Genomic DNA, 22,188 nt, shown 5'->3' with positions numbered 1-22,188 from the left:
TTTATGCATTATTTTTAAGTGGAATTTAGCATGAGCAAGATTGAATACACAGGGATGGTCATTTTCCCTGTACAGTACATTGAGGATGATAATTATCTGAAGGCATACATTGTTGCTCGGGATCTTTCCGGTGCGCTGGTGGCGATGTACATACATCCTAATGAAAAAGATGTTCAGAGGTCTAAATCTGATCCTTCAGCCACCTTCCCCTCCATTGAAGTATTTGGCGACACTGACCTGCGTTATGCGAAGAATCCTTGCTTCTGCTCAGAGGATAACTCTAAACACAACCCTAATGGCATACTGCTATGCGAGCAGGTGGAAAAGGGGAAGATGAAGAACATCCAACACAATGGCCAAAACATTGAAGTTCAGGCATACCGGTGCAAGTGGGCATCCGTACTTCGCTCCGACAGCAATGAACCGACGCCAGCAATAGGGCTTGGGTACATGGAGGTAGGATTTAAATACGCCAGAGACCCAGTTGATCCACGCTCATTCCCTTCTATTCAGAATAAGATAAAGGAATGGAATGAAATAAATGGGAACCAGACCATCAACCCTCTGGACAAATCCAGTATTCTTCAACGTAAATTCGAAGAAATTAATAGCCAAAGGGATATGATTTTTGCCTCTGTTATCCTCAAGCACCGACAAATCATCGAAGATTTTGTGCCACAAGATGGCAATCACCTGCGATACATTCTGGAGCAGCTAACTGGGCCACTGTGTACTGATTCCCGATACGGCATTGTTCTTATCAGGGTAAGAGAAGGGAATGTTATACTGACTAAACATTGCAGTAAGTATGAGACCGGATACAACTACAGTCAGGGGCGGTTCGCAACACCAGACGAAAACTGGCAAGGATTCATGAAGTACAAGATGAAGTACCTGAGGAACTTTATCAATAACCCGAAATATTCAATCGATCTGATTCCGGCTCAGCGTATCAACTGCTCTAAGCACGGACACTCGATGTGGAAAGGCAAGTTTTTCCCAACATCGAAAGGGGAGACGTTATTGCCAGCATCAAAAGAGATGAAGTTATTTATTGATAAGCGATTCCACTTCGACCCGAATGTAATTTACGAACACAAAAATGCTTATCTAGCATCTTGGTTAGGCGTTCGTGTTGCCAAGATAAGAAAGGGTAGCAGCAAAGGCAATGAAATAACCTCAACTGCACATGCGTTTTCTGGCGTCTTCGGGAACGTGCTTCAGGTGACACCAGATTTGTCACATAAGTACCAGCTCGACTACTTACCCCGCGACAAGAGTAATTCAAACGATTACCAACAGGCAGGTAATCAATAGCAAGAAGAGATGAGGCAGGAAACTGCCTCATTTGCGATTATAACTTTATCTCTTTGGCAGAAATACCAGCCCTGCGCAGCTTCAGTAAAACATCTGTCTTTTCGGCATGACTAGCTTCTATAATCAACCTGACAGGCTTGCTCTCAGGCTCTGAGCTTGACTCAAGCGTGTAAGCCTCAACAGGATAATCAATACCCTTAAGCTCCAGCTTTCCTACAGATGTAAAATCAAAGACATCTGAAACCCGCTCTACAATATTTTTTGAGACCAGAATACCGTTAGGCTGACAACTCTGCTCCAATCTCGCCGCGATATTAACGGCGGTGCCGATCACAGTATAGTTAACCTGATTTTCAGCTCCAAAATTGCCTACAGTAGCCCATCCTTGATTAATACCCATGCGAACCCTGAAGCTATGGGTAATCCCCTTAGAGCGCCATGACTCATTAAGGACTGACATTTTTCGGCGCATTTCTTCAGCCATTCTTAAACAGCGTATCGCATCCTCCTTCGGCCCAAGTGAACTTGGTGCGCCAAAGAAAATCATTATGGCATCGCCAATAAACTTATCAATCGTCGCGCCATGCCTATGCGCAATCGCACTCATCTCCGCCAAATACTCGTTAAGAATATATGACATATCCTCCGGAGACATCTCTTCAGACATCGAAGTAAAGCTACAGAGATCAGAGAAGAACACCACTACCTCTTTTCTTTGATGAACCTCGATAGGATTTTCCTCAGTTGCAAGCATTTCAACAAGGTTTGGAGATATGTATCGAGATATGTTTTTAAGTAAAATACGATTCTTTTCGAACTCCTTAGTAAGTTCCTTTTTTGACTTAAGCAACAACTCTCTGGATTCTGCTCTATAGGCCGCTGAAACGACAATAAAGCAACAACATGCGACAATGGCGGGTATCACTATCTCCTTGTTCGGTTCAAAAACAAAGGAATGAGGAAACACCACTCCAATGAGGAAGCTGATAGCGCACATAGAAGGAAACAAAGCCAACCAGACCTTCACCCCAGAGTATGAAATCAGGGTGTAGGTATACATCACCAGCACCATTGCACCCAATGTAGGATCATAGCTCACTACGTAAAGATAAATACTATATAGAATGCCATAGATAACAGACCCCGTTAGAAAATAACTTTGCCGAGACACTTCACGCAATCTTATACTTAACATCTCGTAGAGAAATGGCACCAGCGTGGCAGCAGCGACAAGCCAGATAGCCTTATCGGGGAGTACTCCAAGCACAATAGAACTGAAAATACTTATTGCAATGAAGGCGCAGGCTATGACATTCTGAAAGTAGAAGCTTTTTAATTCATCAACTATATTTTTCTTGATTACCATAATGAAAAACTCTAATAAAATTTTTACGCGAACCATCCATATTAAGGACGCCACATCTGCGTATAACAAAACAAATCGAAAAGCATTACCTGAGTACGCAAAACCCTTTGAACTGGCAATGGTCACCGCCATGGTAAGGCGTGTGAACAGTGAGGGCAGCAAGCACCTTGTTGAGCTTACAGAAGAGCAGTATCAGAGCTACATCGCAATATTAAACAATTGATGTAATAAAATAGGACAAATATTTAATTGCCAACAACAAACTATTTCCTATTCCCGAAAACTCACATACGCACAAAACAACAGTCCAGATGCCGAGAAACAAGAAAAAATTTACCACGTAAGAAGGCACTCCCCCCTCACCAAGCAGCTGGGACAAAATCATGCGATCTGCTGCTGCAACGATAGTTGTAACGACCAACAACATCACCGGCGCAACAGAAACCCAACTCGAAGAGCCAATCCTACCCAACTCAAAAAGTTGGTACAAAAGCAAAAATAGCAAAGAAATAATTATGCCCGTCAAGTATGTTAATGCTGCCCTTAACATTTAAATAGTACTCCGTAAGTTGTGCCCGCCATTATGCTTTACTTAATTTAGTTAATCAATTAATATGACGCCACAATTTACGAGGCATTTATTCTATGTATTTACCAAACTTTCTTCCTTCTTCAATCCAGAAGAAGCTTTCTTCGTTTCAAATCAACCGAAAACTAAATAAGTTCAATCGTAAGCCATTGACTCCCCTTGGGTTGGCTGATGAAGAGATTGCAGAGGCATTTGAAAAAGCATCAAAACTATCGAACAACGAGGCATTCCTTGTTGCTGAAGAAGCGCTGAAGAAAGCTGGACTGGCAGAGGTTTTTTTCGCCGAACAAAAACTTTCAGCAGAGCTACTGGAAAAAGGGGCGATGCTTGAAATGAAGACTGGGGAAGGAAAAACACTCGCTTTCGCACTGGCAGCATCATTGATCGCCAAAAAACAAGGCTTCAAAGTCACAGTAGTTACTGCCAACGACTATCTTTCTATGCGTGACTACAACACACTGAAAGGCTTCTATGCTTTGCTAGGGGTCAGTGCTGGTTACGTCTCCGGAAGCAGCACAAAAGCAGAAAGACAGGCTGCTTACCAAAAGGATGTTGTCTATACGACAATTCGCGAAAGTGCCTATGATTACCTGAGAGACAACGCCGCATCGACCAAGGACGACTTAATGTTGCCAATCAGAGATTTTCTTCTCGTGGATGAGGCAGATGACATTCTTGTAGATAATGCCTCACAGCCATATGTGATCTCAAGCAATATCGATATTGATGAGAAAGAAATTATTGCCATCAAGGACTTTGCAATACAGGCATCGCTAGCCGACAGTGATGAGGACGGTGAAGACGCCCACTACCTGAAAAAGGACAGCAAGGTTGAGCTTACAGATAAAGGCTACGAAGCACTTGAAGGGTTTTTAAGGAAACACAACATCCTGAAAAATGACAGCTCTGTGTATAATATCGAAAACCTTCCCACAATAAGACTCGCCGAAAATGCAGGGACTGTTATAAAAACATATATTGAAGGACGGCACTACAGTATCGTTGACAACAAAATTGTTGTAATGGATGCCACCGGTAGAGGCTTGCGAGGCGTATCGTTCTCTGGAGGCCTACAGCAGATACTTGAGGCAAAACACAACCTTCCTTTTACAGAAGAAAAGATCTCTACCGATAGCATCCTGACGGATAGCCTCATTAAAAAATTTGGAGAGAACGTCGCCAAAGGTGGATTTGCAGGAATGTCAGGTACGCTTACACAAGAGGCTGATGAACTCATGAGCAGCTATGGGAAGCAGGTTTTTGCAATTCCAACCCGCAAGCCATGCGCCCGAATTGACCACGCTGATGTGTTCTTTACCACGATGAGAGAAAAAACACGGTTTGCGCTTGAGCGCACAGTGGAGGCTTACAAAAAAGGACAGCCTGTCCTTTTTTGTGCTACCAGCGATAACGAAGCTGAGCGTGTCTCCAAGGCTCTATTAGCATCCAACGTGAAGAACAGGCTGATTACCTCGCTAACACATGCAGAAGAGGCAAGCGCTATTGCACTGGCAGGCGTTCCACATTCCGTCACAGTAACAACAGCAATGACTGGCCGAGGAACAGACATTGTTCTGGGTGGAAATCTAGCGCACTTTTACCCAAACGATGATGCTCCAAATGAGGCTGTTATCGAGCAGCTTGATTATGAGAAAAAAGCAAAGAATGCTGGTGGATTGCTGGTCATCGGGTTCGGACGACAATCCATGAAAAAGTTGGATGACCAGCTACGCGGACGTGCTGGCCGACAAGGTGACATCGGAGAATCAATATTCGTCAACTCGCTGGAAGATAATATACTCACCAGCGAGGCCAAAACCCTTGGCCGTGTATGCTCAATGATGAATGTCGGGGAGAAAGATATGCTGTCTCACTCTGTCATCACTAAAGCACTGGATCGCGCACAGAAAAATACCAGAGGTGAAATCCTCAAAGCGAAGAAAGCTCACGCGCAGCACGCCAGAGTCATAGAAAATGCACAAAATGCACTTAACGACATCCGAAGAGAGCTACTGCTGGCAAATGAGAAAAATTACCCAGCCTTAGTGAGAGAGTTTTTCGACATTAGCCCAGATACCACAGTGTCGAAAGCCGAATTACTTCAGCACTTTGATGACGCAAGGTATAGTTTCTATGTTGCTGTAAATGATCACCTTAAAAACGTAGTTTGGACATCACTTGCAAACAAAAGGCCTGAACTGGAGATTATCCGACTAATCCACGGTGAGTACGTTAATGCTCTGGAGGCCGTAAGCAATGCGATGTCACCAGAAATCGGAAATAACAATTGAATGGACATTACGTAGTAAGCTATTTAAGATAAGTAATTATAAATTTACGGAGTATTAAATCATGAAGCTGCTGAAATCAGCCCTAATGGCTATAACCATGTTATCTACCGTTATAGGTAGCACATCCTCCTTTGCGGAAGAAACCTCCAAAAAGCAGCAGATGATTATGAAATTAGATACAGCGGCAACCAAGATTAATCGCTATATCGAAATCAGAAGGGAAAAGCTTGAGAAGGCAAAGGCAAAACTGGAGTCAGGACGTATGCTTGACGGCAACCAGACGCTTTTTGTTAATAACTTAAGTTCAAAATTAGGCGTTGCTCCCAGTGAAATAGAAACCATGCTGGAATTGACGGATGTAATACCAAACTCTTTATTCATCTCTATAGCAGCGGTCAACTCAAACTGGGGCAACGAAAATCTATTTAAAAGAACAAACAATCCTTTCGGATTGCGCTGCTACAGCAGTGAATGCGGTGTTGCCGACCAAAAGGCTGATAAACAACCGCAATCTTCAGAATTAAGGGTTTTTAGAGATCTTGAGGAAGCGACCTTCGCATTCGCACTCGAATTAAATACTGCGGATAAATATAGGCCTTTCAGAGATAAACGAAGCGAACTACGCAAAAAAGGAGAATACATCACAGCAATGCCTTTAGCCGAAAGCATTTCAGCAGTATCGGATAAGACAAATTTTGCCAGTGACATCAGACGCTTGATTCACACAGAGAAGCTGTACTATCTTGATGAGTAAGCTCCAATGTAATTTAAAAAAGCGCGTGCAAGGCTTTCAGTAAAACTCTCTACACCTTTATACTAAAGGCGTAGAGAGCAGAAATAAGGGGATTTTCTTTACCGCGCTGCGCTCGAATGCTATTATTAGTTTGACTAAATAACTCTAACCAACAACAAACTTACTAATTTAAGACATACCGTAGGTAGGAATGAATCCAATGCAAACGCCCGTGCAAATGCAACAACTCAATAGATCTGTGATAGAGCTAAAAAACTCTCTTCGCACCATTATTGAATGCAACAAGGGCGACTCCAGCGATCTCGATGAACTCCTACACTCAATGATTGCACTGCTCGACACGGACGAATATACGTTTTCCCTGTCCACATTAATGGAACGGTTTAAAAAGCAACGTAACTATCTGCAAATGGAACAGCTTGAGCAGTACCGTAGCGCAAAAATAGAAACTGCACAGGCGATAGGCAGCTGCCTCAAGAAAAACCTGTCTACTGTTCAGGTAGACCTACTTGGCAATCTTCTCTCATCATTTAGAAGCGATAACATTAGCAACGAAGAGCTGATGGAGAAGTTCGCAAACACACTAAATATGATGGCCGAAGAGATAGAAATGTCTCGGGAAAAAGCAGTTAAGATTGTAGACGACAATCATCGGCACATAAAGCAAAATGAGGCTGATATCATAGCGGCAGATATTCAAACCGCAAGTCGCAGACTGACACGCGAAATATCAACATTATCCTCTAAGTTATGCGCTGCTTATCCTGATGATCTGAAGTTAAAAGCCATTAAAGAGAACTCGGATACCGCAAGAGACAGGCCTGACAAGTTTTTCTTCGCCCTTGATAAATTACAAGAGCTTAATCGCTATATTTCCAATCTTATTCAAAAAGAGAGGATGCTGGCCCAACAGGCTATGGTTGAGGTTCAGGCGAAGATAATCAGCATTTACAGTCACGTTAAAGATATGGATACCGCAGGCGATGAGGCAGACAAAGACGCCGAAGATGTTGCCAGCGAAGTTGAGCGCAAGCTGATGATGCTGCAACGACAAGCTTGCAATTCCGAGAGCATGGAGGATATGCAGGCGCTCATTTCTGAAAGCATTGCCACTATAACAGGCACAATGGAGAGCTATGTTAATAAGCAAAAAAAGCTTAACCTCTCAAACAAAAATAGAATTGGAGCGCTCAGCCGTGATGCGAAAGCCGCAACGGAGCAGCTGAAAATTGTTAAGCGTAAATTAGATACCGTACAAGAAGATGCCTATACCGATGAATTATGTAAGATACCGAACCGGAAAGGCTATATGCGAGAAATACAAAAATCCCATCAAATGTGGAAGCTTGGAAAGCAAAAGTTGAGCTTGGTAGTTGTTGATGTTGACCATTTTAAAAATATCAACGATACACACGGGCATAATATCGGCGACCAAGTGCTGAAGCGCGTCGCGAGCATAATAGAAGAAAATATAAGAGAAACAGACAGAGTTTGCCGTTACGGCGGGGAAGAGTTTGTAGTGATCTGCAATGACACAGACACAAGCAGTGCAGTCACATTAGCGCATAAGCTGCGGAAGCAGATTGAAAAAAGAAACTTTAAAAAGCGAGGTTCCGACACGGAAACAATCAGAATAACTGCATCGTTCGGAGTGAGCGAGTTTACCGACAAGCGAGCAGAGATTGTCCCTGTATTTAATGCTGCCGATAAAGCCCTTTATTACTCAAAGGAAAAGGGACGCAACCGCGTAACATACGTGGACGGTAAATCACTAGTAGAAGCTACTATAAATTAGAGGTATTTATATAATGAGTTCAGTTGGAAGGTTAGTTACAACAGCATTGCTAATTGCTTGCTCTTTTCTGTCTCACGCCAGTGAGTATGATTCTTCAATTAGTCCGAGCGAGGCATCGCAGAAGCTCTTTCAGATTAAGGAGCAAAACCCCAATGCAAGAGGGTTGATGGAGCTTACCAATTTTGTACATCAAAAGAGAATGCAGTTTGACATATATAGCATGACTGCCGAAGAAGGACGCGAGTATGTACCACAGGACGAGATCTCGATCATAGCTTACAATGCATATATCAAAAAAGGGTTTCACCCTCTGGTGGCCATACAAGAGACTATTCGAATTATAGTTGAGTCAACACAAATAGCTTCTCCGGCAAGCTGAACTTATTTGGGTGAGATTGCCAGCTCGCCCACCTCTGTGAGCCTCAAGACATAGGCAGGCCGCTCCTCCAGTTTACGCATATCGTCTGCCATTACAGATAGCTTAGAGTTACGTAAAGCCGCATGAAGATGCGGTAGTACGAATTCGTAAAGTAATAAATCATCCAAGCCGGATCGTATTGCAAAACGATTATATGACTGAGCATTCTTTACAAGAAAGTTTGAGAACCCGACCTTTGCATTTAAAAAGTCCACTTCGAGTTCGTTAAAATCTACAGATACCTTAAAATACCCAGCATAGAGAAGCTCAGGACTTTCTGAGCGCAGCTCCAAGATTAACTCCCCCGTAAGAGATTCTGCTGCACCATTATTATGGAACGTTATTTCTGACACCCCAAAGTCAAACTCAACGACACCGTAATCCGGCACATGCCCCTTAAACCGGTTTTCAAAAGAGATTTCTTGAGTAATGAGGCTTTTAAACCCCTCCTGAGGAATTGAAAATGCCTCCAAGACCTTGGCGCTGGTGGAAAGTGACAGCGTAGCCAAAATCACCAAAGTTGACATTTTTAGAAGACTCATAAAATTATCCTTTTAATACATCGAATAAATTAATAGAATATCTCTTACAGGGTATATAGTCGAGTATAAATTGTGGAAACAGCGAAGCTGCAATACATCAGTCAGGTCATAAGCCCTGATAAAACATGCAGAAGCTTATTGCGAACAGGCAGCGCTTGGGTTGCTTGTGCTGATTTCTTACTTAGGGTAAGAGAACTTCAACTATCTGGCCACGAAATTAATGTCATACCAGTGTTAAAAGCGAGCGCAAAGTATCACCAGATATTATTTGTATACGCATTTGCAACAAGGCCGGATGGTGTAGCCTGCCGACTCTCAGTAGAGACCAAGGCTGTAGCTGAGGTTGACAATAAATACATCAGATCTAAGACACATCATATTTACCTTACTGAGGCGTACATCAAGCCATTGCAAAGGTTTGCAGGGTTTTTAGCAAAGTATAAGGCTGAAGATACAAGAGGCCTGCAACAACTCCTCAATTTCGCAGTGAGGTTTGAAAAACACCCCATGTGGATCGAATACATGAGACCAGAAAGTCCGGGCGGCAGAGACTTTAAGAAATAAGTCAACAAAAGAGGATATGTAGCGTGAGTATTGGCAACGTTTTTTCAATCATATGTGTGATTAATTTTTTCATACTTGAAAGCATTTTTAAAATAACAGACAGTCTTGAAACGATTGGAATTATTGCTTTCGGAGGTTTTTTTCTGCTCCTCCCTTTGCTGATAATTTTCATATCGATGAACAATGTAAAAAAAACATACGACTCAAAGAATTGGCCTCACGTAATGGGCAAGATAGAAAAAACAGAGAGAAGGTTGCCTGTTATTCCTTTTCTGCAATCCAAAAAGTTTGAACTGACTTTCGCCTATAGTATTGACGACAAGGTTTATTGTGGCGAAATGTTCTCACCAGAAAGAAGAGCGATTACAGCTTCTGATTTACTCTATGTGATTCAGCTTCGGAGGAAGAAAATTAGTGAACTTGCCGGATCAGTAGTAAGGGTTTTCTATAACCCCAAAAATCCATGGGAGTCTTTTCTTTGCAGAGAAGTTTACTGGGATTTTCATAGAGTATTGCTTCCAGCGACAAATGCACTTATTATTAGTATGTATTTATTTTATTGTATTTATTAAGACGTGAAAATGATTGTATCCCTGTCGCAAGACAAGACCGCTATGATAGGCTTAGAGAACGGCATTCTGGAGCAGAATACTGCAAAGTGCCGTGTTTCTGGTAATCGCATATTTCTATCCGATAAAGCTAACAAGCTGGTCTTTGAGGTTGATGACAGAACTCTCAATGCAATCAGGAATAAAGGTTTTTTGATGTATTGCACATCTAATCCAACTTTCGACTTTTTCAAGATAAAGGTTACATCATCGTGAGTGAGAAATATCATCTGAGGTACTTCAGCAATAGAACAATGATTGCACTCTTAACTAACTCCGATTCGGAGTCTTTTGTTTCTAAAGCGCCCTTTGACACCTTTACAAAAGACAACGGCTATCACAACAAAGTTAATGAAATGCCTTTTATCACAAAGCTTCTGCCTAAAGCCGACATTCAAAAAGAGATTTTGGGTAGAATGTTCTTTGAGACGCTCGAAGAGATGAACGATATTTTTGTCAAAATTAATAACGGCAGTATTGACGTTAGGGATGATGATCACTTTAAAGAGTTAATGCTGGAAAAAGTCAAAAACAACCTTTTTTTGCTAGATGGCGAAGGGAGAGTTAGTCTCATCCAATGGTTGAACATTGCATTTTTGTTCATCGATTACGAGCCAGATGAATTATCCGAAATCTGTGAAGTAATTGAAGAGTCAGGAAGGGGCGCAAAATTTGTAAGCAAGCTTTATCATAATGTCGTTTTCAAAGACAAGGCAGAATTGGCGAACAATCTTATTGATATATATCTCCCTGTTTTTGAAAGTTCAGGGCAGTGGTTTGCTCTAAAGAAAGCAACATTTGTAATGCATTTTTTGGCAAAGCAATATGCTAAAGACAGAGTATCAGAAGCTGCTGAAGCATATAACAATTCTATTGAAGAGTTCGAAAAAGCAACTGGAAGAGACGCCAACTGGAAACCTTACCAAAGGCATACTGACAGATTCTCAAAAAACCAGTATTACAGAGACAAGCAAAGAAAAATGGCAGATAAAAAGTAAAGGGTGAGTACACCCTTTACTTTAATAATATGACAAATATATACTAACTATTACTTGGGCAATAAAATATTAAGCTTCATACCCTTCATAGTAATTTTCCCCTCAGATTCAAGTTCTTTAAGGATCTTACCTGCCAGTTCTCGTGAACAGCCAACCCGCTGAGAAATTGATTTCCTCGATATTTTTACAAAAACTCCTTTCCTTCCTTCAACCTTGAAAGAGTCATCAGACAAGGCCAGCTCCTCGATCAGAAATTGAATCCTTTCCTTGGTGCTTCTGGTGGCTAATTGCCCTGCGTGCTTCGTTGTCACAGACAGGCGTTCTGCCATTTTTTTTGCAATATAAAAAAGAAAAGCAGGGTCTCTTGCCGAGATCTTTTCGAAGTCTTCATAAGTAATAATCAACGCCTCGACCTCTGCGAATGCTATTACTGAAGAAGTTCTATGTTGAGCGGTAAACATCCCCATCTCACCAATAATGGAGCCTTGACTAAATTGACCAACTACAAATTGCTCTGACCCCATTTTGTCGATCACTTGCACCGAGCCAGTTAAAACGACAGCAAAAGAATCGGCCAAACTACCTTCTGAAAAAATGCACTCTTTTCGCTGAAAAGTCATGCGCTTAGAAGAGTTATTTGGGGTGTCAGCTATAATTGACATCATCGACAAAAATTGACACTTTGAAATCTTGTTAATAATCATAAATACACCTTAAAATTGATGACTTATTATCCACTTTTAGGGTATGTTAGTCCAGTTAAGCTTGTTGAATACAAGAGAGAGCAAGGAAATATTTAAACCAAAATCCATATCAAAAAAAATGGCAAAAAATTTTACAACATCAGCAGCCACAGTATACTAACATTACAACAGCTTGAGCCTTTATATATATGCGAAAAATTTATTCCCATTTCTGCGACAGCTCAGTGATTGAGTTCGCGGATGAGCATTTCAGCAGTAGTGAACATCCCTTAGTGATTGTGTGTTCGAATAACGAACATGCAGAGAGAATTGGAGAAACAATTGCAATAAAACACGAAAATGCCAAGCCTTTTATCATTCCCGAAGTTGAAACACTTCCTTATGATGAGGAATTTACTCAGCCATCCATCGTAAGCGCCCGCTTCCAGAACATTTACAGGCTTCTTCATAGCAAGAGCAAATGGGATGTGTTTCTTGTGCCAATTCGCTCTTTAATTGAAAAGAACCCCGATGTTGATTTTTATCAGGCTGTAGCTTGTACACATGACTTATACGATCCGACATGCGGAACATCAGGGATGCTGGATGTACTAAAGGCAAATGGGTATAAAGAAACAGGTTCCGTTGAAGAACTAGGACAATTTAGTGTTACAGAAAACGTCATAGATGTTTTCGGATACGGCAATGAGAAGCCGTCGAGAACTTTCATCAATGAGAAGAAAACTTTTTACTTCAACACTGAATCACAATTGAACGGCGATTCGATTGAAAATTACTACATCTTCAGCACTCATGAGTTCCCTTACGATGAGGCTTCACTAAGTCGTTTTAGATTTCAATACAGAAATCTCTTTAAAACCAGAGACACGGACGTATTTAAAAGTGTTCATAACGGCCAGCTACCTCGCGGTATCGACTACTACAAACCGTTGTTTGTAAAAGACATGATAATGAAGCCACTACTGGCGGTCATCCCAACAACAAGCGCGGTTTTATTTTGCATCGATGCAGAAAAATCTATTCAAAGTATCCACAACAACTTTGAAAACAGATACAAAGAAATCATAGAGTCAAGACCAGTACTTGAGCCAAAGTATCTTCTGGGTAACAAAAAAGAGATTGATACGCTCTTAATGAGCAGGCCCAATAAGGTAATGGACATTGCCTCTAAAGATGAACTCGGCATCTTCGTGAATAGTGTACGAAAGCAGGAGAAGATGCATGAAACCTTCAAGAAGATTACCGCTGCACACAATGAGACCGGCAAGACTCTGATCACCATCAACTCGCAAACGCGAAGCAAACAGCTGGAGATGATGTTCCGAATGAAAGGAATCAACTTCGGAATCGTAGATAGCTGGAAAGAATTCGAGTCCAAAGAAGACGGCTACTGGGTACTTGTAGCGGATATGGATCTTGGCTTTATAAACAAAAGAAAGGGTTATACCCTAATCACTGAATTCGAGATCTTCGACAGTAAAACAATGGAAGAAATTGTTTACGATAGAAGCGAAAAAGCGACTCACATAACAGAGCTTAGAGTTGGCGATCCACTTGTACACGCAAAACATGGTGTTGGACGATTTGTCGGGTTCAAAAACTATTCTGACTCCAATAGCTCAAAAGAGTACGTTGTGCTTGAATACGCAGAAAGCAGTAGTATTTTTGTCTCTATTGACGATCTCTATCTGCTTAGCGAATACAAAGGGATTAATCCTGAAACAACGCCTCTTGATAATGCAGCATCCAAGCACTGGGAGCGCAATCTTCAAAGTGCAATTAAAGATGTAAAAGCGGTTTCAAAAGAATTACTTGCAATCAAGGCTAAGAGATTAGCCAAGAAGCGTCCGTCTTTCACCATACCAACATTTGAGTATCGCAAGTTCGCAAACGAATTCCGATTTATTCCCACCAAAGACCAAAGTATGGCCATACAAGACATACTTAATGATTTGGAAGGAGACATAGCAATGGACAGGCTTGTAGTCGGCGATGTCGGCTACGGGAAAACAGAAGTAGCAATGAGAGCGGCAATGGTAGTAGCACACAATAAAAAACAGTGCTGCATCATTGCACCCACTACGCTTTTGGCTGAACAGCATTATCACTCGTTCAAAGAACGCTTCGACTCTTTTAACTTCAACATACAATTGCTTACTCGGGGAAGCAAAACCGAGGAAAGAGAATGCCTTAAAGGTCTTAAGAACGGATCGATAGATATCGTCATTGGTACTCACAGATTGATACAACGTGACGTGGAATTCGCCAATCTTGGCATATTCGTGATAGATGAAGAGCACCGGTTCGGAGTGAAGCAAAAGGAAGAATTTAACAAGCACCGTGGATCAGTGGACATTCTATCACTTACAGCCACACCTATTCCGAGAACACTCACGATGACTATGCACGGCATTCGTGATATTTCAACAATAACTACAGCACCTGCAAAGCGACTGGCAGTAAGAACGGTAGCCTATGACTTTGACTATCGACGTATTCATGAAGCGATAGCGCGAGAATTAAGCCGTAATGGGCAAATTTACTATGTGCATAATGACATCTCAACAATTTCAGAGGCGGCAAGCAAGATAGAGGAAATGTTCCCTGAAGCAAGGGTTTGCTACGCTCACGGCAAGATGAAAGAAGCTGAAATGCAGTCAGTAATGAACGCATTTCATGCTTACGAGTACGATATCCTAGTAGCAACAACCATCATTGAAATAGGTTTAGACATTCCCAACGCAAACACCATCATTATCACTAATTGTGACAAGCTGGGACTAGCTCAAATGCATCAGCTGAGGGGCAGGGTGGGCCGCTCATCCAAACAGGCTTACTGCTACTTGTTGCGACCAGAGAATCGAAGAACATCTGAGATTGCAGAAAAGAGATTGCAAGCAATGATGAGCAACACAAACCTCGGGGGTGGCTTCAAGATCTCTAACGCGGACTTGGAAATAAGAGGAGCTGGAGAAATCCTTGGAGAAGATCAAAGTGGCCACATTCAAGACATTGGATTCCAGATGTACTTTCATCTGCTTGAAAAAGCGATTAGCCTGCTTGAGCAAGGAAAGTCACTCAGTGAATTGGATGATGAAAACAGAGAGACTATTGTTTTTTATATTCCTGACTCTCACAACATCCCAATGAACTACATACCCAATAGCGGTATGAGAGCCAGCATCTATAAGCGATTATCCGAATGCAAAAGCATTGAAGAATTCGAGCCAATACTGTCTGAAATGACTGATCGCTACGGGGAAATCCCTGAACCTACCCGACGACTAATCGAACTACTGTCTGGCAGACTGGAGGCGCTTAAAATTGGCATTCGGGGAACCCGAATATCGAATGAGATCCTGACCATCGCGATGGATGAAGAGAAAAATGCAGAACAACTTATTTCAAAGTTCTCAGAAGAGGGAATTATTCCCGTTCCCCTTACGGACGTTGCTATCACAGTTCCCTTCAAACACTTCAACAGAGATGGTGTAATAGATTACCCAAGGATTGCTTCCCTCTACCATTAAATAAACGCCCCCGCATATAGCTTTATATCGGGGGCTTTACTTAATCGTTGAATTACCCGCCAAACTCCCTATAATAAACAGTCAATTATACGGAGTATTTTTATGAAAACTTATTTCAAATTGGCGAAAGCATTTAGCCTTTCCGCGATTATGGCGCTGTCGTGCTCATCCATTTCTCATGCCCAAGTTACCCCTGACTTTCAGGGAAAAATCGAAGCCATGGCGGCTAAAAACAATTTAACCGTCTACAGTATTTCTGAGTCTGCAATCCCTAATTATTTAGAGATCGATCTGAGCAACGGGAAAACCATTCTGGTAAGCGAGAACCTTGATTATGGCGTAGCTTATAACCCTGATCACGGGATCAGCGTGCTGGACTTTGTATCCGGAGCGGACTTTACCAGCCAGAGAAAATACGAAGCGCTTATAGGTTACGTAGAAACCGCACCGCTTGTAGCCGTGTATGAAGCAAAATCAGAAAAAGCCGCAATCACCGTATTTACTGATCCTCAATGCCACTACTGCCAAAAATTACACAAAGAGGTGCCCAAGCTCAATAATAGTGGGGTAACAGTACGGTACATAGCCACACCTAATTACGAGGGGAGCAAACTAATGCTCTCCGCAGTCGCTTGTAGCAAAAAACCTCAGGCAACAATGGACAGCTATATCGAATCACTCTCAAAGGCAGCAGAGGAGGGCAGAATTGCAGCAAGTCGCGAGAACACGGTTGATATGCGCCAATCTGTTTACCAGCATGCGGTTGCCAAGGGGAAACAGGCTATTTTGTCCAACGCAGAGCAAGAGCTTTCTGAAAATCCTATGTGCGGGTTTGATATAGAAGAGGTTAAACGCAATACGAGTGGGCTGGGCATTTCAGGAACCCCTTTGATTGTCTACCCTAACGGCAAATTGCAAAAGGGGGCGGATAGCTCTGATGCTATCCTCGCTAATCTCGGATTAGGAGAATAAAATGCTCCTTCACATACTTTTTACTGCTTCTCTCGTAGGCACAATCATATTCGGCTTTCTCGGTATAAACAGATTTTTTAAAACGATACCGTTAATGAGCGCAAAAGTAGCAAAGGGAATTGTGAAGGATGCCAGATTTACTAATGCGAATATTTTAGGGGAAAGCTTTCAAGAGGCGAAAAGTTACCTTTACTACCAATACAAGGTAGACGGAATTACCTATGGAAACAGCGATTATTCAGTCGTGAAAAACGGCTTGAGTAAGTCAAAAATCGAAGGGTTAGCCAGAAGGTTTGAAGAGGAGGGTCAGTTTGAGATACCTGTCTATTACCAGAAGAAAGATCCTCGCAGGGCTTATCTTGTAAGCGCATCACGCACGCCAAATCCAAGTTTGATGATATCTGGAGTACTTTTCTTAATATCACTATTGTCATTTTTTGTAAAATAGGTTGGGAAGAAAATGCACGCATTCTTATTTAACTATGAATCACACCTGTATATCTTGGGGTGCATCACCCTTTTGGCATTCGTAAGTTACATTTCGATGCAGGCTGTTGCTATATTTAACAGCGAACAGCAATTAATTGAACTTTCGAAAGAGGATATTTGGGAGAAAATTCCTGTAAAGGTAGCAAAAAGAGGATATAACATACACTATCCTTATTTGAACCGATACTCAAAAGAATACCCTGATAACATGTCTCAGGAGGCTATAAGAAAAGCGTCCTCTTACGAATTTGAGCACTTTAAAAAGCGAGTAAAGTTAGCTGAGGAGGAAACCAGCAGGGGCGGGGTAACGATTTTCTATATGGATGAAAGTGGAATCAAGCATGACAGGATAAGCATCTCCAACTCTCCTGATTATAACTTCGAAACACTTAAAGCCTCTGACAAGCAACAACATGCTTTTCGCTTAAAGAGCGATCATAGCGTGGTTGTTTTTGCCAAACCAACAAAGCGTGAGGCAAAACTTTCCGTAAGGAATAAGTTTAAAGCCATCACTAAGACAGCAACGGTCATGGGCCTTATCTCAATTTCCATATTTGTTGCATGTTTGTTTGTTTGACGAAGCCTTACGAGGTTTCATAAATAAGGAACAACTGTTTCTGGTGGCGTCAAACACGAGCACTGCCCTAAAATGACAAGCTAGGCTGGAATAAGTAATACTCTGCATCAGCCTAGCCATGTCATGTCCTTCAGAAGAAAACTCACCCACTACGGCGGATAGTTCTGAATTAAATACAAACGACCCATATGACAATGACTTCTTGAGTCTTTCTGACAACCCGTTCTTACCCGCCTTAAAGGTCTTTGATACGAAGACATTTTTTCCGCCTCGGGATGAGTCATAAATAATTGTGATACAGTAGCTGTCAAACTTTTGCTTTAGTATGCTTTTTATATTCGATAATGCAAACTCCACATCTACCTGCCTTGCAGTATGCAACAGCCCGATAGAGTGAATTAACTCAGGATACGGGGTGAACTTTTTATACCCGAATTTTGCAGCCTTATCTTCCTCAATCATCATAGATACCTCATAAAAAAGGTGCAGTACCAGAATTGAAGTGACCGCACCTATCTTAATACATTGTTTATATTTTAAACCATCAGGTATTATTTTCAATTTCTAATTTGATGTCACCTTTCTTTTCGCTATCAATAAATCGACCTCTGGAAGGGCGTTTACCTCGATATATCTCAAAGTTTGATTTGTCTATGCGATGGACTTTTCTACCTGCCCTTACTTTTACAACCGTGTCATCAGCCAAAGAAATTATAGAGTTCAGTCCATCACCCAGCTTGGCTACTTCGCCAGCATTCAGGTTAATAAGCTTTACTCCTCGCCCTTTAGACAGGGTATTGATTTCTGATTTTTGGATAATCAACGCTCGCCCCAGACTGGTTACAACAAGAACTTCATCTGATGCTGTGATATCCACAGGAGGAAGGGACGACTCGCCGTCTTTCAGTGTAATCACATCCTTCCCAGTCTTGTTCTTCGTAAACAGGTCAGAAGCATTACAAACAAACCCATAACCGCTATCTGAGTGCATTAGCCAAGCCTTTTCCGGATCGTAGATTAATATTTGTTTAATGAGGTCGCCTTGTTTTAGGGAGATTTTACTTGTTAACGGCTCCCCCGTGCCCTTAGCATTCGGGAAGTCTGCAACAGGCACGATGTGAGCACGACCCATTTCGGTGAGAATAAGCAAGCTCTCATTGCTCTTCATCTCAATATGCTGGGAGTATTTGTCACCTGTTCTGTAGTTGAGCTTACTAATATCAAAATCATGACCCTTAGCTGATCGAACCCATCCCTTAGCACTTATAATGACAGTTACAGGCACGGCAGGCACAAGTGTATCTTCTGAGATCTCTTTTGCTTCTTTTCTTTCTTCACATAAGGTTCTTCGAGGCTCTTTGACTCTTTCAGTAACTTCAAGCAGTTCTTTTATAACGGCGTTTTTAATCTTACGATCAGAGGCAAGCAAGGTCTCCAGAGCAATTTTTTCCTTATCGAGTTCATCTTGTTCTGATGTTAGTTTGTATTCTTCCAACTTAGCCAAGTGGCGCAGTTTCATGTCCAAAATAGCATCTGCCTGAATTTCAGAAAGCGCAAATCTCAACATTAATTCAGCACGGGGATCTTCTGCTGTCCGGATAATTTCAATAACCTCGTCAAGGATATTGTACGCAATTATCAAACCTTCGACGATATGAAGTCTCGCATCAACTTGCGCCAAACGATGACGTTTCTTTCGCTCGAAAACATTTTGCCTGCATTGCGTCCACTGCCTCACAACTTCCATAAAAGACATCGGCTGGGGCTTGCCTTCTGTATTAATAGCAATGAAGCTTTGCGTATGGCTCTTCTGAAGATCGGTCTTCACGAAAAGGTGACTCATAACCTCCTCAGGATTCACCCGATTTGAGCGCATCGTTAATACTATTCTGACAGGATTGTTGGCGTCACTTTCATCATCGATACTTTGAATGAGAGAAAACTTCTTCTCTTCCACGAGATGAGCAATCTGCTCAAGGATCTTAGGTGCGCTAGCCTGATACGGAATTGAGTCGATAATAATCTCATCACCTTCAACATGATAAGATGCGCGAATTGTGACTTTTCCCTTGCCTTCTTTGTACATTTTTACAATGGACTCGCGGGAGTTGGTAATCACCCCACCGAGGGGTAAATCTGGGCCTTGCACATGCGAAAGCAGATCATCCTCAGAAATTTTTGAGTTCTGCAAAAAGGCAACACAGGCGGCGACTACCTCTTCAGCATTATGCGAAAGAATCATTGAACGCATGCCCACCGCAATCCCTTCTGTACCGTTAATCAAGATATTGGGCAGCTGAGCGGGTAGGGTAACAGGCTCCGTCAGGGTGCCATCAAAATTGGGCGCAAAATCGACAGTGCCAAGCTTTATTTCGGAAAGTAATGTCTCAGCAAACTTAGTGAGCTTGCTTTCTGTGTATCGCATGGCGGCAAAAGACTTCGGCTCATCAATAGAACCAAAATTACCCTGTCCATCCACAAGCGGATGCAGCGTACTGAAAGGCTGAGCCATTAAAACCATTGCCTCATAACACGCGGAATCGCCATGAGGATGGTACTTACCAAGTACATCACCCACGGTTCTGGCGGATTTTTTATATTTGGCCGAAGAAACCAACCCCAGTTCTCTCATCGCATAAATGATTCGACGATGAACTGGCTTTAAGCCATCTGCAACGTTCGGCAATGCACGGTCATTCAGAGTGTACATCGCATAATCGAGGTAAGAATTTTTGGCAAACGAGACCAGATTTACTGAATCAGATACGTTAAATGTTTCACTCATGATTTTCCCCTAATTCTGGATTGACGCCATCTCTAATTATCCATTCGCGACGCGCCTCAACTGTTTTTTTGGCGAGTAAGATATTCAGCTCTTCAAGCACTTCGGTAGCATCTTCAATATCTAATCTGATCAATCTTCTTGAGGCAGGATCTAATGTCGTCTCCCTCAATTGCTCTGGGTTCATTTCACCAAGCCCTTTAAAGCGCTGTATAGAAATCTCGCCGCGCAATTTCTCGCGCTTTACTCTTTGAAGTATTTCTTCTCTTTCGTTCTCATCCAATGCATAGAAAACCGCTTTCCCGACGTCTATCCGATAGAGCGGTGGCATGGCAACATATAAGTGACCAGCTTCAACCACAGGGCGCATGTGTCGCACGAAGAGAGCCAGTAAAAGCACAGCAATATGGAGACCATCTGAGTCAGCATCAGCAAGGATGCAGATCTTGTGATACCGCAGGCCAGAAAGGTCTGTTGAGTTAGAATCAACACCTATTGCTGAGCATATATTCTTTACTTCTTCTGATTTGTTTATGTCACTAGCACTTGCTTCCCAAGAGTTCAGGATCTTTCCTCGTAGCGGCAGTATGGCTTGGGTCTCCTTGTCGCGAGCACCTTTTGCAGATCCACCAGCTGAATCACCCTCTACGAGAAATAACTCACATTGTGAAGGCGATTTGCTCTTGCAGTCAGTAAGCTTGCCGGGAAGTGCGATACTTTTTCCGATCTTCTTACGCTCTATCTTTATTTCCTCTTTAGAGCGCTGTGAAGCGTTTTTCAGCACATTTTCAAGCAATGCCTCTGCCTGTACCTTGTTGTGACTGAGATAAACGCTCAGTGCGTCCCTGACGGTATTTTGAATAACCGCGATACATTCTCGGGACTTAAGCTTGGTTTTTGTCTGACCATCAAAGATAGGTTCTTTCATTTGATAAGACAGTACGTAGTTTACGTCCTTTGTCACGTCATCTTCGGTGATATCAATTTTTTTAGGCAGCGCGTTATTAAAACTGACGTATTCCTTGATTGCTTCAGTCAGGCCTCGCCCCAACCCCTTCACATGCGTACCGCCATCACGAGTATTTATCAGGTTAACGAAAGACTCAGAAAGGATGTTTCTTCCCTCGGCCCAAAAACAGCCCCATTGTACACGGCTGCTTTCAAGATCAAACTCACCATAAAAGGCAAAACCACCGATAGCATCCTCTTCTACATCCACATTCATCTCAACAAAATCTTTAACACCTTCTTCAAAGAAAAACTCAACGGTGTCTTCGGATATCTCGTTAACGAAAATTACCTTTAACCCCTTGCAAAGCATTGCCTTTGCACGAAGAAGATTGCTGAGAGCATTAGAACTAATTTTGGGAGTATCAAAGTACTGCGGATCAGGCTTAAACCATACAATGGTTCCGTGCTTGTTTTTTGCGGCTTTGCCGACAACTTTTAGCGGTGATTGCTTAAAGCCGTCGTTATAGGTTATTTCATGCTCTTTTCCATCACGGTAAACAGTTACCTTCATTTCCTGACTCAGCGCATTTACTACCGAGATACCGACACCGTGCAGTCCGCCAGAAAAGTTGTAGTTACTGTCGCCAAATTTACCACCAGAGTGAAGGTTGTCGATAATCATCTCTACGCCAGAGATATTCTCTTCTTTATTTATATCAACAGGCATACCCCTGCCATCATCACAGACTTCGACAGAGTAATCTTTTTTTAAAGTAACCTTGATTTCTGTGGCATGACCAGCCAGAGCCTCATCCACACTATTGTCAATAATCTCTTGTGCGAGGTGTAGCGGATTCTCCACATCCGTGTACATGCCGGGTCTGCGCTTAACCGGCTCCAGACCCTTTAAATGGGTAATGTCGTCTGAAGTATAAGACATA

At 42.2% G+C, this 22,188-nt stretch carries 18 protein-coding genes; 12 read left to right on the top strand and 6 right to left on the bottom strand.

Annotated elements, in window-relative coordinates; genetic code table 11:
• Window positions 1–30 precede the first annotated feature (30 nt).
• Entirely contained in the window at window positions 31–1,317 is a 1,287-nt protein-coding gene (locus tag ACXAGR_RS12160; RefSeq protein WP_474850581.1) for a hypothetical protein, read from the top strand.
• Between the two features lie 37 nt (window positions 1,318–1,354).
• On the opposite strand, the gene ACXAGR_RS12155 is transcribed toward ACXAGR_RS12160, so the two are convergent.
• Both ACXAGR_RS12155 and ACXAGR_RS12150 read right to left on the bottom strand, forming a co-directional pair.
• Window positions 1,355–2,815 carry an adenylate/guanylate cyclase domain-containing protein gene (locus ACXAGR_RS12155; protein ID WP_474850579.1) on the bottom strand — a complete coding sequence of 487 codons (1,461 nt, stop codon included), beginning with the start codon at window positions 2,813–2,815 and terminating at the stop codon, window positions 1,355–1,357.
• A 79-nt stretch (window positions 2,816–2,894) separates the two neighbouring features.
• Window positions 2,895–3,233: a hypothetical protein gene (locus tag ACXAGR_RS12150; RefSeq protein WP_474850577.1), complete on the bottom strand. Its 339-nt coding sequence runs from the start codon at window positions 3,231–3,233 to the stop codon at window positions 2,895–2,897.
• 95 nt (window positions 3,234–3,328) lie between these two features.
• Between ACXAGR_RS12150 and ACXAGR_RS12145 the strand changes: the two genes are divergently transcribed.
• From ACXAGR_RS12145 to ACXAGR_RS12130, 4 genes are all read left to right on the top strand, one after another.
• Entirely contained in the window at window positions 3,329–5,563 is a 2,235-nt protein-coding gene (locus ACXAGR_RS12145) for a preprotein translocase subunit SecA (RefSeq protein ID WP_474850575.1), read from the top strand.
• Window positions 5,564–5,624: 61 nt separating this feature from the next.
• Window positions 5,625–6,317: a glucosaminidase domain-containing protein gene (locus ACXAGR_RS12140; RefSeq protein ID WP_474850573.1), complete on the top strand. Its 693-nt coding sequence runs from the start codon at window positions 5,625–5,627 to the stop codon at window positions 6,315–6,317.
• Window positions 6,318–6,507: 190 nt separating this feature from the next.
• Entirely contained in the window at window positions 6,508–8,112 is a 1,605-nt protein-coding gene (locus tag ACXAGR_RS12135) for a GGDEF domain-containing protein (RefSeq protein ID WP_474850571.1), read from the top strand.
• Between the two features lie 13 nt (window positions 8,113–8,125).
• Window positions 8,126–8,491, top strand: a complete 366-nt coding sequence (locus tag ACXAGR_RS12130; RefSeq protein ID WP_474850569.1) for a hypothetical protein — start codon at window positions 8,126–8,128, stop codon at window positions 8,489–8,491.
• Between the two features lie 2 nt (window positions 8,492–8,493).
• Here the strand turns inward: ACXAGR_RS12130 and ACXAGR_RS12125 are convergent, their stop codons facing one another.
• On the bottom strand, window positions 8,494–9,072 hold the full coding sequence (locus tag ACXAGR_RS12125; RefSeq protein WP_474850567.1) for a hypothetical protein: 579 nt from the start codon (window positions 9,070–9,072) through the stop codon (window positions 8,494–8,496).
• A gap of 72 nt (window positions 9,073–9,144) precedes the next feature.
• Here ACXAGR_RS12125 and ACXAGR_RS12120 point away from each other — a divergent pair, with 72 nt between their 5' ends.
• The 3 genes from ACXAGR_RS12120 to ACXAGR_RS12110 all read left to right on the top strand — a co-directional run bounded on the left by ACXAGR_RS12120 (window position 9,145) and on the right by ACXAGR_RS12110 (window position 11,242).
• Window positions 9,145–9,636 carry a hypothetical protein gene (locus ACXAGR_RS12120; RefSeq protein WP_474850565.1) on the top strand — a complete coding sequence of 164 codons (492 nt, stop codon included), beginning with the start codon at window positions 9,145–9,147 and terminating at the stop codon, window positions 9,634–9,636.
• A 23-nt stretch (window positions 9,637–9,659) separates the two neighbouring features.
• Complete coding sequence (locus ACXAGR_RS12115) at window positions 9,660–10,208, top strand: hypothetical protein (protein ID WP_474850563.1); 549 nt, start codon at window positions 9,660–9,662, stop codon at window positions 10,206–10,208.
• Between the two features lie 290 nt (window positions 10,209–10,498).
• Complete coding sequence (locus tag ACXAGR_RS12110) at window positions 10,499–11,242, top strand: hypothetical protein (RefSeq protein ID WP_474850561.1); 744 nt, start codon at window positions 10,499–10,501, stop codon at window positions 11,240–11,242.
• Window positions 11,243–11,292: 50 nt separating this feature from the next.
• Here ACXAGR_RS12110 and ACXAGR_RS12105 read toward each other — a convergent pair whose 3' ends face one another.
• Window positions 11,293–11,946 carry a Crp/Fnr family transcriptional regulator gene (locus ACXAGR_RS12105; protein ID WP_474850559.1) on the bottom strand — a complete coding sequence of 218 codons (654 nt, stop codon included), beginning with the start codon at window positions 11,944–11,946 and terminating at the stop codon, window positions 11,293–11,295.
• Between the two features lie 224 nt (window positions 11,947–12,170).
• Here ACXAGR_RS12105 and mfd point away from each other — a divergent pair, with 224 nt between their 5' ends.
• The 4 genes from mfd to ACXAGR_RS12085 all read left to right on the top strand — a co-directional run bounded on the left by mfd (window position 12,171) and on the right by ACXAGR_RS12085 (window position 17,514).
• Complete coding sequence (gene mfd, locus ACXAGR_RS12100; RefSeq protein ID WP_474850557.1) at window positions 12,171–15,476, top strand: transcription-repair coupling factor; 3,306 nt, start codon at window positions 12,171–12,173, stop codon at window positions 15,474–15,476.
• Window positions 15,477–15,578: 102 nt separating this feature from the next.
• Window positions 15,579–16,448: a thioredoxin fold domain-containing protein gene (locus ACXAGR_RS12095; RefSeq protein WP_474850555.1), complete on the top strand. Its 870-nt coding sequence runs from the start codon at window positions 15,579–15,581 to the stop codon at window positions 16,446–16,448.
• A gap of 94 nt (window positions 16,449–16,542) precedes the next feature.
• A complete protein-coding gene (locus ACXAGR_RS12090) occupies window positions 16,543–16,896 on the top strand; it encodes a DUF3592 domain-containing protein (RefSeq protein WP_474850553.1) in 354 nt (117 codons plus the stop codon).
• Between the two features lie 96 nt (window positions 16,897–16,992).
• Window positions 16,993–17,514 carry a hypothetical protein gene (locus ACXAGR_RS12085; protein WP_474850551.1) on the top strand — a complete coding sequence of 174 codons (522 nt, stop codon included), beginning with the start codon at window positions 16,993–16,995 and terminating at the stop codon, window positions 17,512–17,514.
• 544 nt (window positions 17,515–18,058) lie between these two features.
• Here the strand turns inward: ACXAGR_RS12085 and parC are convergent.
• Together parC and parE are read right to left on the bottom strand one after the other, a co-directional pair.
• Window positions 18,059–20,299: a DNA topoisomerase IV subunit A gene (parC, locus tag ACXAGR_RS12080; protein ID WP_474850549.1), complete on the bottom strand. Its 2,241-nt coding sequence runs from the start codon at window positions 20,297–20,299 to the stop codon at window positions 18,059–18,061.
• Window positions 20,292–22,187, bottom strand: a complete 1,896-nt coding sequence (gene parE / locus ACXAGR_RS12075; protein WP_474850547.1) for a DNA topoisomerase IV subunit B — start codon at window positions 22,185–22,187, stop codon at window positions 20,292–20,294. The genes parC and parE overlap by 8 nt, the downstream gene beginning before the upstream one ends.
• Between the last annotated feature and the right edge of the window lies 1 nt (window position 22,188).

The organism is Alteromonas sp. ABH4_457 (assembly GCF_056160625.1).
This window is presented reverse-complemented; position numbering and strand designations above follow the sequence as displayed.

What these genes read in the sequence shown, in the direction of transcription:
- ACXAGR_RS12145 (WP_474850575.1), top strand. Translation starts at nt 3,329, where the DNA reads ATGTATTTACCAAACTTTCTTCCTTCTTCAATCCAGAAGAAGCTTTCT.
- ACXAGR_RS12130 (WP_474850569.1), top strand. Translation starts at nt 8,126, where the DNA reads ATGAGTTCAGTTGGAAGGTTAGTTACAACAGCATTGCTAATTGCTTGC.
- parC (WP_474850549.1), bottom strand. Translation starts at nt 20,299, where the DNA reads ATGAGTGAAACATTTAACGTATCTGATTCAGTAAATCTGGTCTCGTTT.
- ACXAGR_RS12160 (WP_474850581.1), top strand. Translation starts at nt 31, where the DNA reads ATGAGCAAGATTGAATACACAGGGATGGTCATTTTCCCTGTACAGTAC.
- parE (WP_474850547.1), bottom strand. Translation starts at nt 22,187, where the DNA reads ATGTCTTATACTTCAGACGACATTACCCATTTAAAGGGTCTGGAGCCG.
- ACXAGR_RS12090 (WP_474850553.1), top strand. Translation starts at nt 16,543, where the DNA reads ATGAGCGCAAAAGTAGCAAAGGGAATTGTGAAGGATGCCAGATTTACT.
- ACXAGR_RS12150 (WP_474850577.1), bottom strand. Translation starts at nt 3,233, where the DNA reads ATGTTAAGGGCAGCATTAACATACTTGACGGGCATAATTATTTCTTTG.
- ACXAGR_RS12125 (WP_474850567.1), bottom strand. Translation starts at nt 9,072, where the DNA reads ATGAGTCTTCTAAAAATGTCAACTTTGGTGATTTTGGCTACGCTGTCA.
- ACXAGR_RS12140 (WP_474850573.1), top strand. Translation starts at nt 5,625, where the DNA reads ATGAAGCTGCTGAAATCAGCCCTAATGGCTATAACCATGTTATCTACC.
- ACXAGR_RS12135 (WP_474850571.1), top strand. Translation starts at nt 6,508, where the DNA reads ATGAATCCAATGCAAACGCCCGTGCAAATGCAACAACTCAATAGATCT.
- ACXAGR_RS12085 (WP_474850551.1), top strand. Translation starts at nt 16,993, where the DNA reads ATGCAGGCTGTTGCTATATTTAACAGCGAACAGCAATTAATTGAACTT.
- ACXAGR_RS12110 (WP_474850561.1), top strand. Translation starts at nt 10,499, where the DNA reads ATGATTGCACTCTTAACTAACTCCGATTCGGAGTCTTTTGTTTCTAAA.
- ACXAGR_RS12095 (WP_474850555.1), top strand. Translation starts at nt 15,579, where the DNA reads ATGAAAACTTATTTCAAATTGGCGAAAGCATTTAGCCTTTCCGCGATT.
- ACXAGR_RS12155 (WP_474850579.1), bottom strand. Translation starts at nt 2,815, where the DNA reads ATGGCGGTGACCATTGCCAGTTCAAAGGGTTTTGCGTACTCAGGTAAT.
- ACXAGR_RS12105 (WP_474850559.1), bottom strand. Translation starts at nt 11,946, where the DNA reads ATGATTATTAACAAGATTTCAAAGTGTCAATTTTTGTCGATGATGTCA.